The organism is Microbacterium sp. LWH7-1.2 (genome assembly GCF_038397755.1).
Taxonomy (GTDB): Bacteria; Actinomycetota; Actinomycetes; order Actinomycetales; family Microbacteriaceae; genus Microbacterium.
In genome coordinates this window covers 3,963,470-3,985,494 of the sequence record NZ_CP151637.1, presented here as the reverse complement: position 1 = coordinate 3,985,494, position 22,025 = coordinate 3,963,470, and the positions used below count along the sequence as shown (strand labels likewise).

23 protein-coding genes are annotated in these 22,025 nt (G+C 70.3%); 6 read left to right on the top strand and 17 right to left on the bottom strand.

Annotation, left to right across the window (positions count from 1 at the left end; all coding sequences use genetic code 11):
* Nucleotides 1–9: 9 nt before the first annotated feature.
* The 4 genes from mmsA to MRBLWH7_RS18445 form a co-directional block, all read right to left on the bottom strand.
* On the bottom strand, nt 10–1,536 hold the full coding sequence (gene mmsA, locus MRBLWH7_RS18460; RefSeq protein WP_341997162.1) for a multiple monosaccharide ABC transporter ATP-binding protein: 1,527 nt from the start codon (nt 1,534–1,536) through the stop codon (nt 10–12).
* 106 nt (nt 1,537–1,642) lie between these two features.
* Complete coding sequence (chvE, locus tag MRBLWH7_RS18455; protein ID WP_341997160.1) at nt 1,643–2,764, bottom strand: multiple monosaccharide ABC transporter substrate-binding protein; 1,122 nt, start codon at nt 2,762–2,764, stop codon at nt 1,643–1,645.
* An 11-nt stretch (nt 2,765–2,775) separates the two neighbouring features.
* Nucleotides 2,776–3,585 (bottom strand): class II aldolase/adducin family protein, encoded by an 810-nt coding sequence (locus tag MRBLWH7_RS18450; RefSeq protein ID WP_341997158.1) that lies wholly within the window; start codon nt 3,583–3,585, stop codon nt 2,776–2,778.
* A 132-nt stretch (nt 3,586–3,717) separates the two neighbouring features.
* The gene (locus tag MRBLWH7_RS18445; RefSeq protein WP_341997156.1) at nt 3,718–4,731 is read right to left on the bottom strand and encodes a LacI family DNA-binding transcriptional regulator; all 1,014 of its coding nucleotides are present in this window, start codon (nt 4,729–4,731) and stop codon (nt 3,718–3,720) included.
* Nucleotides 4,732–4,875: 144 nt separating this feature from the next.
* Here MRBLWH7_RS18445 and MRBLWH7_RS18440 point away from each other — a divergent pair, with 144 nt between their 5' ends.
* On the top strand, nt 4,876–5,415 hold the full coding sequence (locus MRBLWH7_RS18440; protein WP_341997154.1) for a hypothetical protein: 540 nt from the start codon (nt 4,876–4,878) through the stop codon (nt 5,413–5,415).
* 6 nt (nt 5,416–5,421) lie between these two features.
* Here the strand turns inward: MRBLWH7_RS18440 and MRBLWH7_RS18435 are convergent, their stop codons facing one another.
* Together MRBLWH7_RS18435 and MRBLWH7_RS18430 are read right to left on the bottom strand one after the other, a co-directional pair.
* Complete coding sequence (locus tag MRBLWH7_RS18435; protein ID WP_341997152.1) at nt 5,422–5,547, bottom strand: hypothetical protein; 126 nt, start codon at nt 5,545–5,547, stop codon at nt 5,422–5,424.
* Nucleotides 5,548–5,572: 25 nt separating this feature from the next.
* Nucleotides 5,573–6,724 (bottom strand): aminotransferase class I/II-fold pyridoxal phosphate-dependent enzyme, encoded by a 1,152-nt coding sequence (locus MRBLWH7_RS18430; RefSeq protein WP_341997150.1) that lies wholly within the window; start codon nt 6,722–6,724, stop codon nt 5,573–5,575.
* Between the two features lie 47 nt (nt 6,725–6,771).
* On the opposite strand from MRBLWH7_RS18430, the gene MRBLWH7_RS18425 reads away from it, so the two are divergent.
* A complete protein-coding gene (locus MRBLWH7_RS18425; protein WP_341997148.1) occupies nt 6,772–7,248 on the top strand; it encodes a hypothetical protein in 477 nt (158 codons plus the stop codon).
* A 176-nt stretch (nt 7,249–7,424) separates the two neighbouring features.
* Here MRBLWH7_RS18425 and MRBLWH7_RS18420 read toward each other — a convergent pair whose 3' ends face one another.
* From MRBLWH7_RS18420 to MRBLWH7_RS18400, 5 genes are all read right to left on the bottom strand, one after another.
* Nucleotides 7,425–8,516, bottom strand: coding sequence for an alpha/beta hydrolase (locus MRBLWH7_RS18420; RefSeq protein ID WP_341997146.1), 1,092 nt, complete (start codon nt 8,514–8,516; stop codon nt 7,425–7,427).
* Nucleotides 8,517–8,540: 24 nt separating this feature from the next.
* Nucleotides 8,541–9,914 (bottom strand): FAD-dependent oxidoreductase, encoded by a 1,374-nt coding sequence (locus MRBLWH7_RS18415; RefSeq protein WP_341997144.1) that lies wholly within the window; start codon nt 9,912–9,914, stop codon nt 8,541–8,543.
* A gap of 81 nt (nt 9,915–9,995) precedes the next feature.
* The gene (locus MRBLWH7_RS18410; RefSeq protein WP_341997142.1) at nt 9,996–11,051 is read right to left on the bottom strand and encodes a polyprenyl synthetase family protein; all 1,056 of its coding nucleotides are present in this window, start codon (nt 11,049–11,051) and stop codon (nt 9,996–9,998) included.
* A gap of 55 nt (nt 11,052–11,106) precedes the next feature.
* A complete protein-coding gene (locus MRBLWH7_RS18405; RefSeq protein ID WP_341997140.1) occupies nt 11,107–11,841 on the bottom strand; it encodes a demethylmenaquinone methyltransferase in 735 nt (244 codons plus the stop codon).
* A 10-nt stretch (nt 11,842–11,851) separates the two neighbouring features.
* Nucleotides 11,852–12,490, bottom strand: coding sequence for a DUF402 domain-containing protein (locus MRBLWH7_RS18400; RefSeq protein ID WP_341997138.1), 639 nt, complete (start codon nt 12,488–12,490; stop codon nt 11,852–11,854).
* A 129-nt stretch (nt 12,491–12,619) separates the two neighbouring features.
* On the opposite strand from MRBLWH7_RS18400, the gene MRBLWH7_RS18395 reads away from it, so the two are divergent.
* Entirely contained in the window at nt 12,620–13,918 is a 1,299-nt protein-coding gene (locus tag MRBLWH7_RS18395) for a chorismate-binding protein (RefSeq protein ID WP_341997137.1), read from the top strand.
* Between the two features lie 69 nt (nt 13,919–13,987).
* On the opposite strand, the gene MRBLWH7_RS18390 is transcribed toward MRBLWH7_RS18395, so the two are convergent.
* Genes MRBLWH7_RS18390 through MRBLWH7_RS18380 form a run of 3 tightly spaced genes read right to left on the bottom strand, consistent with a single transcriptional unit; the run spans nt 13,988 to nt 17,213 of the window.
* The gene (locus MRBLWH7_RS18390) at nt 13,988–14,851 is read right to left on the bottom strand and encodes a PPK2 family polyphosphate kinase (RefSeq protein WP_341997134.1); all 864 of its coding nucleotides are present in this window, start codon (nt 14,849–14,851) and stop codon (nt 13,988–13,990) included.
* Between the two features lie 27 nt (nt 14,852–14,878).
* Nucleotides 14,879–16,720, bottom strand: coding sequence for a 2-succinyl-5-enolpyruvyl-6-hydroxy-3-cyclohexene-1-carboxylic-acid synthase (gene menD / locus MRBLWH7_RS18385; protein WP_341997132.1), 1,842 nt, complete (start codon nt 16,718–16,720; stop codon nt 14,879–14,881).
* Nucleotide 16,721: 1 nt separating this feature from the next.
* On the bottom strand, nt 16,722–17,213 hold the full coding sequence (locus MRBLWH7_RS18380; protein ID WP_341997130.1) for a PLDc N-terminal domain-containing protein: 492 nt from the start codon (nt 17,211–17,213) through the stop codon (nt 16,722–16,724).
* Nucleotides 17,214–17,315: 102 nt separating this feature from the next.
* On the opposite strand from MRBLWH7_RS18380, the gene MRBLWH7_RS18375 reads away from it, so the two are divergent.
* Nucleotides 17,316–17,624 carry a DUF4229 domain-containing protein gene (locus MRBLWH7_RS18375; RefSeq protein ID WP_341997128.1) on the top strand — a complete coding sequence of 103 codons (309 nt, stop codon included), beginning with the start codon at nt 17,316–17,318 and terminating at the stop codon, nt 17,622–17,624.
* A gap of 110 nt (nt 17,625–17,734) precedes the next feature.
* Here the strand turns inward: MRBLWH7_RS18375 and MRBLWH7_RS18370 are convergent, their stop codons facing one another.
* The gene (locus tag MRBLWH7_RS18370; RefSeq protein ID WP_341997126.1) at nt 17,735–18,718 is read right to left on the bottom strand and encodes a 1,4-dihydroxy-2-naphthoate polyprenyltransferase; all 984 of its coding nucleotides are present in this window, start codon (nt 18,716–18,718) and stop codon (nt 17,735–17,737) included.
* A gap of 88 nt (nt 18,719–18,806) precedes the next feature.
* Between MRBLWH7_RS18370 and MRBLWH7_RS18365 the strand changes: the two genes are divergently transcribed.
* Nucleotides 18,807–19,190 (top strand): VOC family protein, encoded by a 384-nt coding sequence (locus tag MRBLWH7_RS18365; protein WP_341997124.1) that lies wholly within the window; start codon nt 18,807–18,809, stop codon nt 19,188–19,190.
* A 49-nt stretch (nt 19,191–19,239) separates the two neighbouring features.
* Here MRBLWH7_RS18365 and MRBLWH7_RS18360 read toward each other — a convergent pair whose 3' ends face one another.
* Nucleotides 19,240–20,394, bottom strand: a complete 1,155-nt coding sequence (locus tag MRBLWH7_RS18360; RefSeq protein WP_341997122.1) for an AMP-binding protein — start codon at nt 20,392–20,394, stop codon at nt 19,240–19,242.
* Between the two features lie 91 nt (nt 20,395–20,485).
* Complete coding sequence (locus MRBLWH7_RS18355; protein ID WP_341997120.1) at nt 20,486–21,400, bottom strand: 1,4-dihydroxy-2-naphthoyl-CoA synthase; 915 nt, start codon at nt 21,398–21,400, stop codon at nt 20,486–20,488.
* A 76-nt stretch (nt 21,401–21,476) separates the two neighbouring features.
* Here MRBLWH7_RS18355 and MRBLWH7_RS18350 point away from each other — a divergent pair, with 76 nt between their 5' ends.
* Nucleotides 21,477–22,025, top strand: coding sequence for a hypothetical protein (locus tag MRBLWH7_RS18350; RefSeq protein ID WP_341997118.1), 549 nt, complete (start codon nt 21,477–21,479; stop codon nt 22,023–22,025).

The window sequence follows — 22,025 nt, the reverse complement described above, 5'->3', positions numbered from 1 at the left end:
CTGGGCCGCTCAGCGCGGCTTCTCCATGGTCATGAGCTTGAGGACCGACTCGGGCGTCGCCTCTTCGATGGGCAGTTCGCCGGTGATGCGTCCCTCCGAGAGGGCGTACACGCGGTCCGAGATGCCGAGGAGCTCGGGCAGCTCGGACGAGATCACGATGATCCCCTTTCCGGATGCTGCGAGCTTGTTGATGATCGTGTAGATCTCGTACTTCGCGCCGACGTCGATGCCGCGCGTGGGCTCATCGAGGATCAGCACGTCGGGGTTCGAGTAGATCCACTTCGAGAGCACGACCTTCTGCTGGTTGCCGCCCGACAGCTTGCCGGTCTTGACGAGCACGTTCGGCGCTTTGATGTTCATGCTCTTGCGGAAGTCGTTCGCGATCTTGAACTCTTCGTTGTCATCGACCAGGCCGCCCTTGGTGAGCTGGTCCAGCGACGCCATCGAGATGTTCCGCTTGATGTCCTCGATGAGGTTGAGGCCGAAGGTCTTGCGATCCTCGGTCGCGTAGGCGAGGCCGTTCTCGATCGCCTCCGCGACCGTGCGGGTCTTGATCTCCTTGCCGCGCATGAAGACCTTGCCCGAGATGCGGCTGCCGTACGAGTGGCCGAAGAGGCTCATCGCGAACTCGGTGCGGCCGGCGCCCATGAGCCCGGCGATGCCGACGATCTCGCCGGCCCGGACGGAGAGTGAGACGTTGTCGACGACGACGCGCGAAGGGTCCTGCGGGTGATGTGCCGTCCAGTCCTCGACCCGCAGGAGCTCCTCGCCGATCTGCGGCTCGTGGTCGGGATAGCGGTGCTCGAGGTCGCGGCCCACCATGTCCTTGATGATGCGGTCCTCGGTGACGTCGAGCTTCGCGATCGTCTCGATCGTCTTGCCGTCGCGGATCACGGTCACCGTGTCCGCGACCTTCTTGATCTCGTTCAGCTTGTGGCTGATGATGATCGACGTGATCCCCTGCTCGCGCAGGCTCAGGATGAGCTCCAGCAGGTGGTCGGAGTCCTCGTCGTTGAGGGCGGCCGTCGGCTCGTCGAGGATGAGGAGCTTGACCTCCTTCGACAGTGCTTTCGCGATCTCCACGAGCTGCTGCTTGCCGACGCCGATCTGATTGATGCTCGTCGTCGGGTTGTCGCGGAGGCCGACGCGCTTGAGCAGCTCGCCCGCCTCGAAGTTCGTCTTGTTCCAGTCGATCAGGCCGCCGGTCTTGCGCTCGTTGTTGAGGAAGATGTTCTCGGCGATCGAGAGGTAGGGGCTCAGCGCGAGCTCCTGGTGGATGATGACGATGCCCTTCGCCTCGCTGTCGTTGAGGTTCTTGAACTCGACCTCTTCGCCGGCGTAGATGATCTGACCGTCGTACGTGCCGTGCGGGTACACACCCGAGAGCACTTTCATGAGTGTGGACTTGCCGGCGCCGTTCTCGCCGCAGATCGCGTGGATCTCGCCGCGCTGCACCTCGAAGTTGACGTTCGAGAGGGCCTTGACGCCGGGAAAGGTCTTGGTGATGCCGCGCATCTCGAGAATCGTGTTCGTCACGTTCGCCGACTTCCTCGTAAGGCTGACAGGGGTGGTGGTGTCGGCGACGGCGGGGGTGCGATTCCTCCGCCGCCGCCGAGTCTCGGTGCGGACCGGATGCCCCGGCTCAGAGGCCGAGGTCCTCCTTGGTCCAGTAGCCGGTGTCGACGAGCGCCGCTTCGACGTTGTCCTTGATGACGGGGACCGGCGCGAGCAGGTACGACGGGACGACCTTCACGTCGTTGTCGTACGTCTCGGTGTCGTTGACCTCGGGCTCTTCGTCGTTGAGCAGCGCGACCGCCATGCCGGCCGCGACCTTGGCGAGCTCACGCGTGTCCTTGAAGATCGTGGCGTACTGCTCGCCCGAGAGGATCGCCTTGACCGAGTCGACCTCGGCGTCCTGACCCGAGATGATCGGCCAGTCCTCGCCGACCGAGTAGCCGGCGTCGGTGAGGGCCGAGATGATGCCGCGCGAGATGCCGTCGTAGGGCGACAGAACGGCGTCCACCTCGGTGCCATCGGAGTAGTTCGCCGTGAGGATGTCCTCCATGCGGCTCTGCGCGGTCTCGCCGTCCCAGCGGAGAGTGGCGACCTGCTCGATGTCGGTCTGACCCGACTTCACGACCAGCGTGCCTTCGTCGATGTAGGGCTGCAGGACGTCCATCGCGCCGTCGAAGAAGAAGAACGCGTTGTTGTCGTCCAGCGAGCCGGCGAACAGCTCGATGTTGAACGGACCCTCGGGCGCGCCCTCGGTGGGGTTGCCCTCGAGGTCGGTCAGGCCGAGGCCGTTGAGGACGGTCCACGCCTGCTGCTGGCCGACGAGGAAGTTGTCGAACGTCGCGTAGTAGTCGACGTTCTCGGTGCCCTTGATGAGGCGGTCGTAGGCGATGACCGGGATGTCGGCATCGGCGGCGGTCTGAAGCACCTCCGACAGCGTGGTGCCGTCGATCGAGGCGACGATCAGCGCCTCGGCGCCCTTGGTGATCATGTTCTCGATCTGCGAGACCTGCGTGGGGATGTCGTCCTCCGCGTACTGCAGGTCGACGCTGTAGCCCTCGTCCTCGAGCGCGGCCTTGACGGCGTTGCCGTCGGCGATCCACCGCTCGGAGCTCTTGGTGGGCATCGCGACGCCGATCAGGCCGCCGTCGCCGCCGCCGCTGCCGCCGTCGCCGGCGGCACCGCCTGCGCAGCCCGACAGGAGGAGTGCGCCCGCCGCAATCGCGGCAAACACCAACTTCTTCGCTTTCACTGTGATTCCTTTCATCGTGACGTTGACGTCTTCGTCTTGGAGCGTTTTTCAGTTGTGGAAGGGGAGGTGCGGGAGCGGAGGGCCGGCAGGCCGGGATCCGCGGGGGCGGCCGCCGGCGCGCGATGCGACTCGTAGAGTCGCTCGATCTCGTCCTGTGACAGTGCGACGACGGCACCGTGGTCGCGGGCGAGGTGGACGATGCGGGCGACCTCTTCGGTGAAGGAGGCGACTCTGGCCGCATCGTCGGCGTCGGAGCCGACGGCGATGGCACCGCGTGCGGGCACGAGCACCACGGGCGGGCGTCCGTCGTCGAGTGCGCCGGCGAGCGCACGGTCGGCGGTGTCGCGTGACCCTGCCTCGGAGGCGACGGGAATGGGGCCGCCGAACTCCTCGGCGATCGTCGCGAGGGCACAGGGAATCGACTCACCGCGGACTGCCCAGGCCGAGGTGTATGGAGCAGCGCTCGAAACGATGCCGCCGACGCTGGGCGAGTTCGCGTACACCTGAGCGTGAGTGGCGGCCTGAGGGCTGGGTCGGCCTTTGCTTCCGGGCGTGCCGGCGATCACTTCTCCGTCGAAGTCGCACAGGACGAGATTCTCTGGGGCCACGTCCTGCACGCGGATCCCCGCGGGAGTGACGACGAACAGGTCGGCTCCGGGGATGCGCCCGGAGACGGCTCCGCCGGCGGCATGGATGGCACCCGCGCTGACGAGCTCAGCGTGAGCGGCTGCGACGTCCGAACGTGTGCGGGCGATCGCCACCTCGGTGCGCACCCCGCTCACGTACCTCTCGCGGAGCTCGGCGTCGGTGCCGTGCGTCACGTCGTCTCCCTCGTTGGAATGAGCCTCTATCGGTTGTGATCGGCGTGTGACCGTTCACATCGAAGAACTATAGCCACCAAGCCGCTCGATATGTCAATCCCGAATTGTCTCGAGTTCGTAACGACAGGATCGTCACGCCGCCGGCGCGGTCGATCCGCGCACGATGAGCTCGGGGGTGATCGTCGACGGGCTCGGCGACTCGAGATCGTCGGCCGGCCCCAGCAGCAGCTCCACGCAGCGACGACCGAGTTCGGCGAAGTCCTGCCGCACGGTGGTCAGCGGCGGCCAGAAATGGGCCGCTTCGGGAATGTCGTCGAATCCGACGACGCTGATGTCCCTCGGGATGTCCAGGCCCTCGTCGCGCGCGGCATGGATGAAGCCCAGCGCCATCTGATCGTTCGACGAGAAGACGGCCGTGAAGTCCCGCACCCGCAGCAGCTCGCGCCCGGCGTAGTAGCCGAACTCGGCAGTCCAGTCCCCCAGGATCGGTGCCGTCGTCGGCACGTCGCTGGCGCTGAGCTCATCGAGGAAGCCGCTCATCCGCGCCTCGGCCTCGATCCAGTCCTGCGGACCGGCGAGGTGGTAGATACCCCTATGTCCCAGGCTGATCAGGTGTTTCGTTGCCATTCGTGCGCCGGCGACCTGGTCGACGGAGAGCATGTGGTCGACATCGAGATCGGTCGACTGGAGTGTGACGTACGGGATGTCGAGGGCCTGCGCGGCGAGGGCGCGAACCACCCGCACCTGCGGTGCGATGACGACAAGGCCCTCGATCGACTGCGCTCTGAGGTGTGCGAGACCCTCCGGAATGGATCCGGGGTCGGACGCGTCGATGTTCGCCGTGCTCACCCAGTAACCGCGCATCCGGGCAGCCGCCTCGATCGCAGCGATGCTCGAGGCGGGCCCGTACATCGAGCTCGACGCCGCGAGAATGCCGATCGTCTGGGATCTGCTGGTCACCAGGGCGCGCGCCGCTTGGTTCGGCCGGTAGTTGAGCTCGGCCATCACCTGGGTGACGCGATCCCGCGTCTCAGGGCGCACACTGGGGTGATCGTTGAGCACGCGGGACACGGTCTGGTACGACACGTCGGCCAGGCGCGCGACATCCCGGATGCTCGGCCGGCGGCCGTTGACGTCGTCGCTCATCTCAGTTCCGTCGAGGTATGTGTACGGTCACACACAGACTGGCACAAAAATGGGCTCGAAGCCCAGAATGGGGATGTGACAGTCACATGAGCCGTTCGTCAGGCGACTGGATCGTCACATCGTCACATGCCAAGGAGGGCATCGATGGATTTCTCGAAGTATCTCCCTCTCAGCCAGCGCCAGCCGGGGAATGAAGAAAATGTCACCGGTGACCGTCGCGCGGAGATCGCCGCCGTCGTGCGCGAGGCGCACCGTCTGACCATGTCGACGCCCGAAGGTGAGCGCGATGCCCGCGCGCGGACCTTCGCCGCCAACGCGGGTCTGCACCTTCCCGCGCCGCCCGCCGACTCCGCCGACGCGCTCCCTGAACTGGCCGACGCGATCGAAACGGGCGATCGGCGCAGGATCGCCGAGCTCGAGCGTGTGGTCGAGGCCGCGCTGCGTCTCGCCGACGCCGTGGGCCAGCATGCCGAGATCGCGCTACTGACACTCGGTGCCGTCGCCATGTTCGCGTCCACCACAGCCCCGTTCGACCGGCGGGCGGCGATCTCCGGGCACACCGTCGTGGCGGTGGACGGGGACTGGCGGCTGGGACAAGGGCCGGAGCTTCACGGGACCGCGGAAGGGATCGTCCGGTTCCTCACCGGTCTGAGCGACGTCCCGCCGCGTCCGCCGGCGCGGTGATCCGCGTCAGCCGCCGGAACTAAGGGCGCCTACCACGCCCGTGATGATCATGTAGAGAGCGATGGCTCCGACGATCACCCAGATGCCGATGCGCGTGGCGGACACGCGGGGACGGTCGTCGGGCTCGGGCACATCGCCAGCCTAACCCAGTCGGCGGTCATGTGGCGGCCAGCCGACGGACCGCCTCGGTGATCGTGTCAGGCGAGCAGGCGAGGTTCATCCGCGCGTACCCCGCGCCCTGCCGGCCGAACCTCGGCCCGCTCGAGAGCGCCACCCGCGCGTGCTGTTCGGCGATGACGGCGGGGTCGTCTCCCCAGCCCAGGGCGGACATGTCCAGCCACGCCAGATAGCTTGCCGACGGCCGGCGAAGCCGCACCGCAGGCAGATGCGCATCGAGTTCGGCTTGGAGATGGTCGGCGTTGGCCTGCACGGCGGCGACCGTGCCGTCGAGCCAGTCCCGGCTGTGGGCGAATCCCTCGCGTGTCGCGATCAGCCCGAACTGACCGGCCCGGAAGGTGACCTCCTCCGGCAGCGAGCGGATGAGATCAGTCATGCGGTCCGCCTCCGACACGAACAGCGCCGTCTTCAGCCCCGCGAGGTTGAAGGCCTTGCTGCCCGACTCGGCGGCGATGCCGTGCGTCCGGGCCTCGTCGGAGACGGTGAGGTACGGGGTGAACTTCACCCCGTGATGAGTGAGCGGTGCGTGGATCTCGTCGGAGATGACGAATCCGTCATGCTCGGCCACGATGCGGGAGAGCTGTTCGAGCGTCCCTCGCTCGTGCACCAGCCCGACCGGGTTGTGCGGGCTGCACAGGAGCACGCCCTTCGCGCCCGCAGCCAGCGCGCGCTCGATGCCCTCGAGATCGAGCGCGTACGAGGATCCGTCGTCGCGCAGCGGCACCTCGACCACCACCCCGCCTCCCTCCGGCACGAGCTCGTAGAACGGAGGATAGATCGGGGGCGTGATCACGACGCCGTCGCCGGGTTCGATCAGTCGGCGCAGCGACTCCACGATCACCACGCTCACGTCGGTCGTGATGCCCATCCGCTCGGGATCCGGCTCCCATCCCCACGCGGCGGCGGCGAATTCACGGAATGCCTTCCGGGCCCCCGGGTCGACGGGATTGACGTACCCGGTGTCGCCGAGGTCGATCGCCTCGTGCAAGGCCCGCTTGATCGCCGGCGCGAGCGGGAAGTCCATCTCCGCGACGAACATCGGCAGCACATCGTCGGGGTAGGCGCCCCACTTCTCACTCGTGCGCCGGCGGAGGGTCGTCATGGCGTCGGCGGACGTCGGGGTGATGGGCATCGTCGTTGCTCCTCAGTCGCGGTGGAAACTGACCCTACACTCGGGCCATGCGCTTCCTCCGGGCCGTGTTGTCGGCCGTCGTCGCGACGCTGCCGGTGCTGGTCGTCCTCCTCGTCCCCGCGCTCGTCCGCGGCGACGTCGACGGGGGCTCCGCCGCGGGCGTGGGCACCGCGGTCCTCAACGCCGCATTCATCGCGGCGATCATCCTCGTCCCGAGGGTGAACGGGCGGCTCGACCCCGAGGTGCCGGACTGGACCTCCTCGACGGCGATGGCCGCGACCGCTCGGGTGTGGCGCAGCCGCATCTGGCTCGCGCTCCTCACCGTGCTGGCGCTGCTAGCCATCCTCGCCGCGGGCCAGACCGCGGCGTACCTGATGAGCCAGAGCGCGCCGGCCGTCACCGGCGGAGCGCTCGACTACAGCCGGTTCCTCGCGCAGGAGCTCGTCGTGTACCTGGTCGGCTACGTCCTGTCGCTCACGACCTACGTCTCCCTCATGCGCGTGCTCGCACGACGCGCGAAGTGACCGGCCGGCCCCGGGACCATGAGGCCTCGCGAACGATAAAGGCCCCGGGTGCTGGGGACACCCGGGGCCTGTCGTCGTCTGCTCTCGCATCACCAACCCCCCGGTTAGCGGCGCGTGACGACGGATGGGAAGGATTCTTGGGGAGGGCCTTCCCTGAGATGCTGGGGACATCTCCCCTACAGCTTAACCCGACTGTCTACAAGAGCGCTGTCCCCTCTTCGGGGGACATTTCCATCCGGCACCACATACGCGCGAGCCCATCGGTCGAGAGCATAGTACGCGATCGCGCGAGCCCTCGGGCGCGAGAGGAAGACGTCGTGGATCGCACCGTCGACGCGGGCGATCGTCACGAGCTCCCCGATCCGGGTCGACGCACGGGCGATGTCGTCGACCACCAGCACGGAGTCCGTCGACGTCATGGACTCCCGCCACGACAGCGGCGTCGTCGAACCGGCCGACAGCAGCACGAGCACCGGGCATCCCACGTCGACACCGGCCGCGACCCGGCGGTGTCCGCCCATCACGGCCGACAGCCACCCCGGAGCGGTCGGGAATCCGCGGTCGGGCCGCCAGATCCCCCGGTGCTCGTCCTCGGGCAGCGTGCCGATCTCGTCCTGAGCCCGCGTGTAGAACCCGAAGTCGACCGCGGGCTGCGTGCCGCGCGGGTCGAGTCTCGCCCGCATGTCCACCAGCGGGGCCAGGGCCTGGCGCCCGAGGGTGCCGAGCTGCAGCTCGAGCCACGGACTGTTGAGCACGACCGCGTGCGCGGCGCCGGGGTGCCGGGCGGCCCAGAGCGTGAGCGTGAGACCGCCTGTGGAGTGGCCCATGAGGACGAGCCTGCGGCCTTCGGAGCGGGTGTCCGGTGCGGCCGGCCGGCCTTGTCCGGCCGCCCCCACCGCGTGTCCCATCGCGTGCAGCGCCACCGCGATGTCGAGGTCGTAGTCCTCGAGGGAGTCGATGTACCCGGGCGTCTGCCCGTCCCGAAGGCTCCGGCCGTAGCGGCGCAGGTCGAGGGCGTAGAACCGGGCACCGCGAGCCGTCCAGAAGCGTGCGAGGTCGCGCTGGAAGAAGTAGTCGGACCAGCCGTGCACATAGAGCACGTCGACATCGCGCAGCGGTGCGAACAGCGTGAGCAACGGATTCGGGACGCTGCGCACCAGCGTCGCCACGAGCGGCCCGTGCTCGCCGTCCAGGCCGAGCGGCAGCGTCAGCTGCTCGAACGGCTTCCCGAGGATGTCGGGGACCCACATGAGGGATGGCCCGGCCATGCCCCTCAGCCTAGGGGCGAGCGGTCACTCGCCCCGGGAGATCGTCACCATCTCGTCGCGGGGAACGACCTTGATGCGCGCCCGCTCGTGGGGTGCGCCGAGCGCCATCTCGTGCTCGTCGAGGCGGTGCCAGCCGTCCAGGTCGGTCCAGGCGACGCCGCGCTCGGCGAGCAGGGCCGGGATGGCCGCCTCCGACGGATCAGCCGGCTGCCACCACGTGCCCTGATCGTTGATGAGGTGGCGCACCGTCTCCATCGCGTCGGACTTGGTGTGGCCGATGAGGCCCACCGGTCCGCGCTTGATCCAGCCGGTGGCGTACACGCCGTTGACGCGCTGGTTCGAGTCCTTGCTGAGCACCTGGCCCTCGCGGTTCGGGATGACGCCGTGCCGCTTGTCGAACGGCACGCCGGGCAACGGCGACCCGAAGTATCCGACGGCGCGGTACACCGCCTGGATGGGCACCTCGCGCAGCTCGCCGGTCCCGACCACGCCGCCCTCCCCGTCGGGGCGCGTGCGCTCGTAGACGAGGGCGGACACACGGCCCTCGGCATCCGTCTTCACTTCGAGAGGCTTGGCGTAGAAGTGCAGGTGCAGGCGGCGCGATGCGGTACCGCCGTTGTTGTTGACCGAGTCGCGCTTGCGCCACGACTGCAGCACGCGGTCGATCACCATGACCTGCTTGTTGCTCGCGATGGCGGCGCGGGCCGCGTCGTCGTAGTCGAAGTCCTCGTCGTAGACGACCATGTCGACGTCGCGCAGCTCGCCGAGCTCGCGCAGCTCGAGCGGCGTGAACTTGACGTTCGCGGGACCGCGACGGCCGAAGACGTGCACGTCGGTCACTTTCGACGCGACGAGGCCCTGGTGCACGTTGTCGGGGATCTCGGTCGGCAGCAGGTCCTCGGCGTGCTTGGCCAGCATGCGCGACACATCGAGGGCGACGTTGCCGTTGCCGATGACGGCGACGGATGCCGCGTCCAGCGGCCACTCGCGGGGCACATCGGGATGCCCGTCGAACCAGCTCACGAAGTCGGCCGCGCCGTAGGATCCGACGGCGTCGATGCCGGGGATGTCGAGGTCGGTGTCGCGGATGGCGCCGGTGGCGAAGATCACCGCGTTGTAGTGGTGCTTGAGGTCTTCGAGGGTGATGTCCTCGCCGAAGCGGACGTTGCCGAAGATGCGGATGTCGCCGCGGTCGAGCACCTCGCGCAGCGCCGTGATGATGCCCTTGATGCGCGGGTGGTCGGGGGCGACGCCGTAGCGGACGAGCCCGTACGGTGCGGGCAGCTGCTCGAACAGGTCGATCGACACGTCGAACTTGCGCTCGGCCTTCAGCAGGATGTCGGCGGCGTAGATGCCTGCCGGTCCTGCGCCGACGATCGCCAGCCGGAGCTTGGTCATGAGGGTCCTTTCGGGCGTTTCGACTCGCTCGTTCCTCGCTCGCTCAACGAGCGGGGTACGGAAGGCGAGGGGTGGGCGTTGTCAGCTGGAGCGGTCGGCGACGGCCTGGGCGAACCGGGTGAGGGCCTCCCGCACCGCGCCGTCTGGCAGCGGCGCGAGTGCCTCGATCGCCTCGGTCGACCACGCGTTCGCGAGGTCCAGGGTCGCCTGGGTGGCCTCGTGGTCGCGCAGCAGCGCGAGCGGCTCGTCGAGGATCGCCGGGTCGGCGCCGTCGGCGATGCGTGCGACACCGTCATCGATGCGTTCGCGCAGCTCGAGGGACGCAGCATCCGTCCGCTGTCCGAGCACGAGGTACGGCATGGTGGGCACGCCCGCGCGCAGGTCGGTGCCGGGCACCTTGCCGGTCTCGTCCGGATCGGCCGACAGGTCGATGACGTCATCGAGCAGCTGGAACGCGACGCCGGCCTTCTCGCCGAACGTCACCATCGGCTGCTCGAACTCCTTGGGCCCGTTCGAGAAGACGATGCCCGACTGCGCGGCCGCCGCGATGAGCGAGCCCGTCTTGTCGGAGAGCACCTGGAGGTAGAACGCGACGCGGTCGTCGTCGTCCTGTGGCCCGACGGTCTCGTGCATCTGCCCCAGCACGAGCCGCTCGAACGTGTCGGCCTGCAGCTGGATGGCTTCGTCGCCGTGTCGCGCCATGATCTGACTCGCCCGCGAGAACAGCAGGTCGCCCGTGAGGATCGCGATGCTGTTGCCCCACACGGCGTGTGCGCTGGGGACGCCGCGGCGCTTGTCGGCAGCATCCATCACGTCGTCGTGGTAGAGCGAGCCCAGATGCGTCATCTCGAGCGCGGTCGCGGCGTCGATCACCTCGTCCGTCGCGCCGCCACCGAGCTGGGCGGTCAGGAGCGCCAGCATCGGGCGGATGCGCTTGCCGCCGGCGTCGTAGAGGTAGCGACTGGTCGCGTCGGCGAGCGTGTCCGCCACCCGCAGCTCGCGCTCGAGCGCGCTGTCGACGCGCTTGAGCCCCGCTTCGACGGTCTTGAGCAGGCCGCGCGATCGCGCGCCCGCGAAGATGCGGTCGGTGAGGCCCAGCTTGCCCGCGATATGCGAGCCCGGCGCTGTCGGTGTCACCCGTCCAGCCTACCGGGGGCGCGTTTCGTCACGGTCCGTGGCGCGGCGGGGGCCGCTAGGCCTGGGGTTTCGTGGCACGGTGCAGCGCGACGATGCCCATCGACAGGTTGCGGTGGGCGACGTCGGTCCAACCCGCCTGGCGGATCCACGTCGACAGCGTGCGCTGATCGGGCCAGTCGCGGATCGACTCGTTCAGGTAGTCGTACGCCTCGGCGTTCGAGCTCACCGTCTTCGCGACGACCGGCAGCACGCGGTCGTTGTAGAAGCGATACAGGCCGTTGAACGCCTTCGAGGGCGGGTGCGAGAACTCGCACACCACGAGGCGGCCGCCGGGCTTCGTGACGCGCAGCAGCTCGCTGAGCGCCTTCTTCGGCTCGTTCACATTGCGCAACCCGAACGACATCGTCACCGCGTCGAACTCGTCGTCGCCGAAGGGCAGGTCGGTCGCGTCGGCCCGCACGAAGGAGAGACTGCGGATGCTGCGGTGCCGGCGCTTGCCCTCAGCGATCATCCCCGGCGAGAAGTCGGCGGCGACGACCGAGGCGCCCCGGCCCGCAAGGGCGACGCTCGAGGCGCCCGTGCCCGCGGCGAGATCGAGGATGCGCTGGCCGGGGCGGGGGTTCACGGCGCGGGTGGTCGCGGCGCGCCAGAATCGGTCATTGCCCATGCTCAACACGGTGTTGGTGCGGTCGTAGCCGGCCGCGACCTGGTCGAACATGCCGCTCACGCGCGACGGGTCCTTGTGCAGGTCGGCGCGGTTCGGCTCGTGATCGGAGGGGTGGGATGCCACGGCTTCGAGTCTAGGCGGCGGATCCGCCTGTGCCGGGGCCGGCGTCGCCCGCGCCCGCGAAGGAGACGGGCGGCGGCGGCGCCACGCCGTCGTAGGCGGCCAGACGGGCGAGCCAGGCATTCGGGGTCGCGTCGTCGAACGGCGCCTCCGCGGCGGCGACGCGCCGCTCGAGGTCGACGGCGAGCGCTTCGAGCCGGTCGACGAGGTCGAGCGGGTAGCCGTATGCGACCCTGTGCTCGTCCCACTCGTCGCGGTCGTCGATGAACAGCCCGCGCCCGTCGATCGCCTTGACGACATCGAGGTCCATGTCGACGCCGCGGGGCTCGTGGCCGTCCCACCGGACGTCCCATGCGAGGTCGATGTACACGCGCACGCGTCGCGGGGCGCCGTGGACGGTCATCGCGTAGTCGCCGCTCGGCGGGATGAGGGTGACGTTGGGGCCGTCGGCGACGAACTCGAGCCCCGGGCGCACGTTGCGCCAGCCGGACGGCTGGCCCACCCAGTCGCCCCAGCGGTCGCTGCCCAGGTAGATGCAGTCGTTGACCCAGTGCGGACCGCCGTCCCACTTGCGCCAGCGGAACTGGAGCGGGGCTCCGGGCTCGGGGCGGGTGGGATTCGGGCGGTCTGCGCGCTGCATCGGGGTCGGCATCCGCCCCAGTGTAGGGCTGTATCAGCGCCTTCCGGCCACCCCCTCCTCCACGGTGGCCGACCTCGCGGCACGGGGATGCGCTCCCACCCACGGGGCGGCGGAAGATCCGCCGAAAGCTAGGCTGGAGTGGTGACATCTTCGCACCGCCCGCCTGAGCTGGTGGTCGAGACCCGCGAGATCGAGCACGTCGACGACCTCCTCGCCTACGCCTCTCCCGACGAGCCGCTCGCCTGGCTGCGCCGCGGCGACGGCATCGTCGGCATCGGCAGCGTAGGGGGCTATCGGCGCGACCCCCGCGTCCCGCTCGGGGTCGATGCGGCCACCCTGCGGTCGCCGGCCGACCACTGGCGGCACCTCGCGGCGACAGCGGAGATCGACGACCCGGTGGGTCTTCCCGGCACCGGCCTCGTCGCGTTCGGGACGCTCGTCTTCGATGAGCGGTCGGCGGCGACCAGCCTCCTCACCATCCCGCAGGCGGTCATCGGCCGCCATCGCGGGCGGTCGTGGGTCACGCGCATCCGCCAGACGCACGTCTCGCGCCCCGACCCGGCGGTCGAGCCCACGCCGTACGGCCCGTACTGGTCGGCCACGCTCGGCCCCGGTACCCTCAACCCCGCCGGCTACCAGGCGGCCGTGCGCGAGGCCGTCGACGCGATCGTGCGCGGCGAGCTCGAGAAGGTCGTCCTGGCGCGCGACCTCGTCGGCACCATCCCCGCCGGCGCCGACCTGCGCCGCCTCGTCCGTGCCCTCGCAGACGACTACCCCGACACCTGGACCTTCGCGGTCGACGGGCTCATCGGCGCGAGCCCCGAGACGCTGGTGACGGCCTCGCGCGGCGTGGTCACCGCGCGGGTGCTCGCCGGGACGATCCCGCGCGGTGCAGACGCGCACGACGACACCGAGGCATCCACCACCCTCGCGCACAGCGGCAAAGACCTCGACGAGCACCGCTACGCGGTGCAGAGCGTGCTCGCGACGCTGGGCCCCCACGTCCGCCACCTGCGCGCCGACCCCGAGCCGTTCACGCTGAAGCTCCCGAACCTGTGGCACCTCGCGACGGACCTCGCGGGCGACCTCGCCGACCACGCGTCGGCGCTCGATCTGGTCGCGGCGCTGCACCCCACCGCTGCGGTGGCGGGGACTCCCACGGAGGCTGCGCTGGACCTGATCCGCCGGCTCGAGCCCTTCGACCGGGGCCGGTACGCGGGCCCGGTGGGCTGGGTCGACGGCGACGGCAACGGCGAGTGGGCCATCGCCCTGCGCTGCGCGCAGATCGGCGGGCCGCCGCCGCGCAACCTCGCGACCTACAGCGCGACGATCCCGGTCGTCGCCCACGCGGGCGCCGGGATCGTCGCCCAGAGCAATCCCGACAAGGAGCTGCTCGAGACGCGGGTGAAGTTCCGTCCGATCGTCGACGCCCTCGCCTGAGTGAAGGGCGGCCCACCGTACGCCCCGACGGTTCGGCAGGGAGGCGTTCGGTGGGGATCCGTCAGCGGATCAGGTGGCCGCGAGGCGCCGCTTCTCGGCTTCGACGTCGAACGTCGCCTTCGGCCACTGCGGGTTGATGTCCTCGAGTGCCTCGAGCAGCAGGTTCTGGACGGCGAGGCGGGCGTACCACTTGTGGTCGGCGGGCACGACGAACCAGGGCGCGTGCTCGGTCGAGGTCCGCTCGAAGACGGTCTGGTACGCCGCCATGTACTGCGGCCACAACTCGCGCTCGTCGACGTCGGTCGGGTTGTACTTCCAGTGCTTGTCGAGACGGTTGAGGCGCCGCATCAGGCGCTTCTTCTGCTCATCCGCCGAGATGTGCAGCATCACCTTGACGACCCGCGTGCCGGAATCGGTCAACTGACGCTCGAAGTCGTTGATCGCCGCGTAGCGGCGCTCGATCTCCTGCTCCGGGGCGAGCCGTCGCACCCGCCCGATGAGCACGTCTTCGTAGTGCGAGCGGTCGAAGACCCCGATCATGCCCGAGACGGGAAGCCGCTCTTTGACCCGCCACAGGAAGTCGTGCTTCAGGTCCTCGTCCGTGGGCTTCTTGAACGCCGAGAGCACGATGCCCTGCGGATCCACCGACCCCACGACGTGGCGGATGATGCCGCCCTTGCCGGCGGAGTCCATCGCCTGCAGTACCAGCAGCACGGAGGCGTTCGTCGCATCGACCCGGCTGCGGGCATAGAGGCGCTCCTGGTACTCGTCGAGCTCGGCCGAACCCGCCTTCAGGTCTTCTGCCGCATGCACCTTGTCTTTCTCGTATCCCGGCGTCGATCGGGTGTCGACGTCGGCGAGGACGAAACCCTCGCTCACTCGGAGGAGATCGGCGACGTCGCCGCTCCAGTGCTTCTGACTCGAGGCGATCATGGAGCCATCATGGCGGATGCCTCGGGCTCAGCGCTCGAGCGGCACCTCGATGAGCTGCCTCCCGCCGATCGGCGACGTCAGCGCCTGGTCGAGAGCCGAGCGCGTCGTGACGCGGCGGTACTCCCAGCCGTACGCGAGCGCGAGCTGTTCGAGGCGCACGGTGTGCGGGGTCAGCAGCACCCGATCCATCACCTCGGCGCCCGCGACGGCGGCCACCTCGAGCCCGTCGAAGATCGTGCCGCCGCCGTCGTTGCCGACGATGAGCTGGATGCGCGGCTCGTCCTCCCGCGGTGGCAGCAGCATCGCACCGGCGTCGTGCAGCAGCGCGAGGTCGCCGAGGACCACGCGCGTGACACCCGCGCCTCCTCCGGACTGACTCGCGAGGGCGATGCCCGTCGCCGTCGCGATCGTGCCGTCGATGCCGGCGAGGCCGCGGTTGGCGTGCACCGGCACCTTCTTGCCGGGGAGCACCTGGTCGGCCACGCGCACGAGCCGCGACGAGCCGAACACGAGCCGGTCGTGCGGCCACGTCGCACGCCAGACGGCGTCGACGAGCGCAGCGCGGTCGACGGGTGCACGGATCACACCGAGCTCCGCCGCGATCGCGCCGAGCCGCTCCCCCGGCACCGCCGATGAGAGACCGTCGGCGTCGGGAGCCGGCGGAGTGAGATCGACGGATGCTGCGCGCGACGCCTGCAGCCACGCCCCGAGCCATTCGCGATCGGGGTCGCCGGTCGCGACGGCGATGCGGTCGGCGGCGAGCGTCGCGCCGTTGAGGTTGAGCGGCTCGCCGGGTCCGCGGACCGCGACGACCTCGAGATCGGGGTCGGAGAGCAGTGCGGCGGTCTCACGGCTGAGCGTCGGGTGGCCCAGCACGACGACGCGCTCGATGCGGCCGCCGAGCTGCGGGTCGCGCAGCAGCGCGCGGTAGCCGTGCACGAGGTGGCGCCCGAAGCGTGCGCCGCTGACGATCTCGGCGATGAGGGGCCATGCGCCGACGTGGGCCAGCTCCTCCGCGTCGGGACCGGCGTCGGCGCCCGCCAGGACGATCGTGCGCGGACCCCGCTCGAGCACGAGCGGCGCGTCCTCGGGCTCGGTCGGGAGGTCGGCCTCGCCGATGCCTCCCCCACCCTGATAGAGCGCACCGGATGCCTCATCCTCGGCGTCGACGGCGACCGGGGGTCCGTCGGGGTCGTCGACGACAGCGGTCTCGAGCTCGGCGGCGGGCACGCCCAGCCACGCGGGGAGGGCGCCCGACAGCGGCTCGCGGTACGGCAGATTCAGGTGCACCGGCCCCGGCGACCGCGTGCCCGCGCCCAGCGCAGCGGCGACGGCGTCCTCGGCGAGGAGGCGCAGCATCGCGCTCTGCTCGTGCGTGCCGTCGGCGTCGAGTGCCTCGGGCACCGGCACGTCGGCCTCGAGCCGCACGGTGGGCGCGAACATCCCGGGCTGGCGCGTCGTCTGGTTCGCACCGACGCCGCGCAGCTCCGGCGGGCGATCGGCGGTGAGCAGCAGCAGCGGAACGCCGGCGTGATGGGCCTCGAGCGCGGCCGGCAGCAGGTTCGCGACCGCGGTGCCCGACGTGCAGACGACGGCCGCCGGCATCCGCGTCTCCCGACCGATGCCGAGGGCGGTGAAGCCCGCGACGCGCTCGTCGATCCGCACGTGGAGGCGGACGGCGCCGCGCCGCTCGAGTTCGGCGGCGACCAGGGCGAGTGCTTGCGAGCGTGAGCCCGGGCTCAGCACGACGTGACGCACGCCCAGCTCGACGAGCCGGCACAGCAGCGCCGCGGCGGCATCGGTGGCGGGCGCGGAGTCGAGCGCGGCAGCGGGTTCGGTAGTGGCTGGGGCGCTGTGGGAGTCGGTCACGTCAGCCGATGGCCCCGCGCTGACCGCGGGCGTCGTCGTCGCCGTCCGCGGGACGGATCGGCGGCTTCGGCTGCGGCGGGGTGCCCGGCGTCGCGGTGCCGCCGGCGGCGGCGCTTCCGGGTGCGGTGGCGTCGTCGGATGCCGCGGGGCCGCCCGGCGGGTTGTACCGCGGGTCTTCGCCCTCGGCGTCGAGCTGCGCGAGCTCCTCCTCGAGGCGACGGATGCGCTCGTCCTGGTCGCTGATCGTGCCGATGCGGCCGAGGAACTCGGGGTCGTCGTCGGGGGCCCGTCGAGAGGCGACGGACGACGCGCGCCCGCGGCCCACGATGAGCCAGAGAAGACCGCCCAGCACGGGCAGCAGGACCACGATGAGGATCCAGATCGGCTTGCTCACACCGCGGTGGCGGGTCGGGGGCTGGACCGCGCAATCGACGATGGTGAAGACCCAGAACGCGGTCGCCACCAGGGCCAGAATCAGCAGCAGCCGAGGCATCTTCCCATCCTAGGCGGGCGGGGCCCGGAGTGGGCGGTCGCGGGCGCTCCGAGACGAAACCGTCGCCGAAGCCACCCCCGGGGCGGAACGTAGGATGGACAGGTGAAAGCGCGCTCTGCCATCGTCTACTCGGTGCTGCGGCTGCTGGCGTTCCTCGTGCCGTTCGGCATCCTGATGCTGTTCCCGATCATGCGCGAGTACTACTGGCTCGCCGCCATCTTCGCCGCCCTCATCGGGCTCAGCCTCTCGGTGCTGTTCCTCCGCAAGCCCCTCGACGACGTCACGTCGGGCCTGGCCGAGCGCCGCGCGAAGGCTCGCGCCGCCGCAGGCGACGAAGAGGCGGAGGATGCCGCAGCCGACGCCGCGGCCTCCTCGACGCCGGAAACCGACCGGCCCGAGTCCCGCGCCTGACCGCGAGAAACCTCGATCAGGGCGAAACACCACTCCTCACGCGGTTTCGCCACCGGATCGGGGTTTCTCACCCGCTGCCGCCGGCGCAGGAGGCCGGGGCGCAGCATCCGTCAGCCGATGAAGGCCCACATCAGGAACGCGCCGTAGGCGACCGACGTGAGTGACGTGAGGCCCAGGGCGACGACGAGCTCCCGGGGATCGCGGTAAGTCCACACGATGAGGATCGCGGGTGCGCCGGCCAGGAGGGCCAGCAGCGTCAGCCACGCGATCGGGTACCCGATCCATGCCAGGAACACCGCGATGGCGAACGCGATCAGCAGGAACACCGTGAACAGCCAGCGCGTCGCGGTGCGGCCGATCAGCACGGTGAGCGTGCGCTTGCCCGCCTTGCGGTCCTGGTCGATGTCGCGCAGGTTGTTGGCGAGCAGCACGGCGCAGGCGATGAGGCCGACGCCGACGGCGCCGAACCACGCCTCCTGCGGGAGGGCGAACGCCTGCACCCACGTCGTGCCGAGCGTCGCCACCAGGCCGAAGAAGAGGAACACGAAGAGCTCGCCGAGCCCGTAGTAGCCGTACGGGCGCTTGCCGCCTGTGTAGAACCACGCGGCGATGATGCACACGGCGCCGACGGCGATGAGCCACCACTGCTGGGTGCGGATCGTGATCGCGAGTCCGGCGATCGCGGCGATCGCGAAGAACACCAGCGCGACCGTCAGCACGGTGCGGGGCCTCACCTTGCGGCCGGCCGTGAGACGGGCGGGACCCAGGCGGAAGTCGTCCGTGCCGCGCACGCCGTCGCTGTAGTCGTTGGCGTAGTTGACGCCGATCTGCAGCGACACCGACACGATGAGGCAGAAGAGCGCGATCACCCAGTGGAAGACGTCCACGACGAGGATCGCGGCCCCCGTGCCGACGAGGATGGGCGTGATCGCGAGCGGCAGCGTGCGCAGGCGCGCGGCGCCGATCCAGTCGCGCGCGGTCGGCTTCTCGACGTGCGCGGGGTCTCGCGAGACGTGCGCCTTCTGCGGGTTTCCGCGCGACTGCTGCTTCTTGCGTCCGGCGGTGGTGCGCTTCTTGCTCGGGGTTCCTGCCACGAATGCACATCATAGGGGCCCCGCCGATGAAGTCCGCGCATCGTCGACCCCCTGTCGGTTGCCCGCGGACGGGTCGAGGATGGAGACCATGCTGAGCATCGGATCCACCGTCCTCACCGTCGAGGACATCGGCCGCGCCGGCGACTTCTGGCGCGCCGCCCTCGGCTACGTGAACCGCAGCGAGCCCAGCGAGGACTGGGTGATCCTGGATCCACCGGGCAAGGCCGACTGGTCGGCGCCTGGCGCGAGCCTCGCGCTGTCGGTCACCGGCTACCCGCAGCACTATCCGCCCCGCATCCACCTCGATCTGTACGCCGAGGACCAGGCGGCCGAGGTCGAGCGCCTGCTGGGTCTCGGCGCGCGCGAGGTCGATTGGGACGACTACCCCGACGACGCCGACTGGATCGTGCTCGAAGACACCGAGGGCAACCGATTCTGCGTCGTCGATACCGGTCCCTACCCGCTGGGCTGACCGCGACCTCGGTCGCCGGCTCGACCCGTCGGTGAGCCGGTCGAGCGCGTCAGTGCAGCAGCATCACCGCGCGGCGGATCGCCTCGCGGTCGGGCTTGCCGGACGGCAGCGTCGCGAGCTCGTCGACCAGCACCAGCCGGGACGGCCGGGCGTGCGCGCCGATCTCGGCCTGCACGGCGGCGCGCGCCTCCTCGAGCTGTACGGCTTCGCTGCGGCGCAGCGCCTCGCCCCGCGAGGCGACGACGACGGATGCCTCGCCCCACCGCTCGTCGGGAACCCCGACCACCACGGCGAGTGCGAGTCCGGGGATCCCGCGCACGATCCGCTCCACGCGGTCGAGCGAGACGTTGAGGCCGCCGGAGACGATGACGTGGTCGAGGCGGCCGCGCACGCGCAGGACCCCGTCCTCGATGAGCCCCGCGTCGCCGGTGCGGTACCACCGGGATCCGTCGCGGTCGCGGAGGAAGGCAGCATCCGTTCGCTCTTCGTCGCCCAGATAGCCGTCGGCCAGGACGGGGCCCGAGACCTGCACCTCGCCGTGCTCGATGCGCAGCCGCACGTTGCCCAGGGCTACGCCGTCGTACACGCAGCCGCCGCAGGTCTCGGTGGAGCCGTAGGTGCGCACGATGCGCGCCCCCGCGGCTTCGGCGCGCTCCAGGGTGACGGCGGGAAGCGCCTGGCCTCCGACGAGGATCGTCTCGAACGAGCGGACGGCCGCGAGCACGGAGGGGTCGTGCTCGGCCGCGTCGAGCAGCTTCGACAGCTGCGCGGGCACCAGCGACGTGTAGGTGGGCACGCGCTCGCCGCCTTCGGTCGACACCATCGTGAGGGCGGCAGCCGCGAAGGCCTGGGGGGTGAACGCGCCGGAGAGGATCGCGGGCTCACGGTCGGCGACGAGCGAGCGCACGAGCACCTGCAGGCCGGCGACGTAGCTCGCGGGCAGCGCCAGCAGCCATGCGCCGTCGCCGATCCGGTCGGCCGTCGACAGCGCGCTCGCGGTGAGGGCGTCGCGGCTGAGGACGACGCTCTTCGGGATGCCGGTCGATCCGGAGGTCGTCACGACCACCGCGGTCCCCGGCCGGACGTCGGCGGGATGCCCGCTGACGAGACCGAGCCCGAGCGCGGGTCCTGCGCCGTGGAGCGCGCCGCGCAGCCCCCGCAGGATCTCGCGGGGGTCGTCGCCGACGACGGGTACGAGCTTCACGCGGCCATCAACCCCTGCAGAGCCTGGCGGCGCAGGCGGTCTCGCCGCGCTCCCAGGACCCCGGCATGGGATGTGGAGGAGCCGATGCTCATCAGAAGTGCCAGGGGTACGGCGACCAGTCGGGGTCGCGCTTCTCGAGGAACGAGTCGCGGCCCTCGACCGCCTCGTCGGTGCCGTACGCGAGGCGCGTGGCCTCGCCCGCGAACACCTGCTGCCCGACCATGCCGTCGTCGACGGCGTTGAAGGCGAACTTGAGCATCCGGATCGCGGTCGGCGACTTGGTGAGGATGGTGCGGGCCATCGCGACGGCCTCGCGCTCGAGGTCGGCGTGCGGCACCACGCGGTTGACGGCGCCCATCTCGTACGCGCGCTGCGCGGAGTACTCCTCGGCGAGGAAGAAGACCTCGCGCGCGAACTTCTGCCCGATCTGCCGGGCGAAATACGCCGAGCCGTATCCGGCGTCGAAGCTCCCGACGTCGGCGTCGGTCTGCTTGAACCGGCCGTGCTCGGCGGAGGCGATCGAGAGGTCGCACACGACGTGCAGCGAGTGCCCGCCGCCGGCCGCCCAGCCGGGGATCACGGCGATCACGACCTTGGGCATGAACCGGATGAGTCGCTGCACCTCGAGGATGTGCAGCCGGCCGGCGCGGGCCTGCGCGTCGGCGGGGACGGCAGTCTCGTCCTCGGAGTACTTGTAGCCGTCGCGCCCGCGGATGCGCTGGTCGCCGCCAGAGCAGAACGCCCAGCCGCCGTCTTTCGGGCTCGGTCCGTTGCCCGTGAGCAGCACGACACCGACGCGCGGGTCCTGGCGGGCGATGTCGAGGGCGCGGTAGAGCTCGTCGACGGTGTGCGGGCGGAAGGCGTTGCGCACCTCCGGCCGGTCGAACGCGATGCGCGCGATGCGGCCGTCCTTCGAGACGTGGGCGGTGATGTCGGTGTAGCCGCCGTCCGGCTGGCCGGGTGCCTGCTGCCATTCGCTGTCGTCGAAGAGTTCCGAAACGCTCACCCGGCCAGCCTACGGCGGGCTCCGAGCGGCCGTCATCTGCAACCGGACACACGCGACCGGGGCCTAGCCTGGATCGGTGACTTCGACTCTTCGCGCCGTGGCGGCTGCCGCGGCCTCCGCTGCCCTGCTGTTCGCCCTCGCCGCGTGCTCGTCCGACGCGCCCGAGGCCACGCCCACGGCGTCCGAGACGCAGGCCGTGCAGGTCAGCGACGAGGCGTGCGCCGATGACGCCGGCATCACCGTGGCCGTCGACGCGTCGGCCCTCGATGAGGGCGACAGCAAGCAGTGGTGCATCGCGACCGACGAGACGCTCGCCGCCGCGGACGCGCTGACGCTCGTCGGCGTCGAGACCGAGGGCAACGTCGAGTTCGGCGACGACGCCGTGTGCCGCGTCAACGGCGTGCCTGCCGAAGACCTCGCAATCCCTGCCGAAGACGGCTCGGACTATTTCGAGACGTGCGAGGCGATGTCCCCGGCGTTCGCGTATTGGTCGATGTGGGTCAAGCCGGCCGGCGGCGAATGGGGCTACGCCCAGGAGGGCATCTCGACGCTCGAGCTCGAGCCGGGCGAGTCGCTCGAGCTGCTCTTCACCCTGAACGGCGAGCCTGCCGCGCCGACATCCTGA

Excerpts from the sequence above, each read along its gene's own strand:
- MRBLWH7_RS18445 (WP_341997156.1), bottom strand. The coding sequence starts at position 4,731 with ATGAGCGACGACGTCAACGGCCGCCGGCCGAGCATCCGGGATGTCGCG.
- MRBLWH7_RS18440 (WP_341997154.1), top strand. The coding sequence starts at position 4,876 with ATGGATTTCTCGAAGTATCTCCCTCTCAGCCAGCGCCAGCCGGGGAAT.
- MRBLWH7_RS18430 (WP_341997150.1), bottom strand. The coding sequence starts at position 6,724 with ATGCCCATCACCCCGACGTCCGCCGACGCCATGACGACCCTCCGCCGG.
- MRBLWH7_RS18425 (WP_341997148.1), top strand. The coding sequence starts at position 6,772 with ATGCGCTTCCTCCGGGCCGTGTTGTCGGCCGTCGTCGCGACGCTGCCG.
- MRBLWH7_RS18420 (WP_341997146.1), bottom strand. The coding sequence starts at position 8,516 with ATGGCCGGGCCATCCCTCATGTGGGTCCCCGACATCCTCGGGAAGCCG.
- MRBLWH7_RS18415 (WP_341997144.1), bottom strand. The coding sequence starts at position 9,914 with ATGACCAAGCTCCGGCTGGCGATCGTCGGCGCAGGACCGGCAGGCATC.
- MRBLWH7_RS18400 (WP_341997138.1), bottom strand. The coding sequence starts at position 12,490 with ATGCCGACCCCGATGCAGCGCGCAGACCGCCCGAATCCCACCCGCCCC.
- MRBLWH7_RS18390 (WP_341997134.1), bottom strand. The coding sequence starts at position 14,851 with ATGATCGCCTCGAGTCAGAAGCACTGGAGCGGCGACGTCGCCGATCTC.
- MRBLWH7_RS18380 (WP_341997130.1), bottom strand. The coding sequence starts at position 17,213 with ATGCCTCGGCTGCTGCTGATTCTGGCCCTGGTGGCGACCGCGTTCTGG.
- MRBLWH7_RS18365 (WP_341997124.1), top strand. The coding sequence starts at position 18,807 with ATGCTGAGCATCGGATCCACCGTCCTCACCGTCGAGGACATCGGCCGC.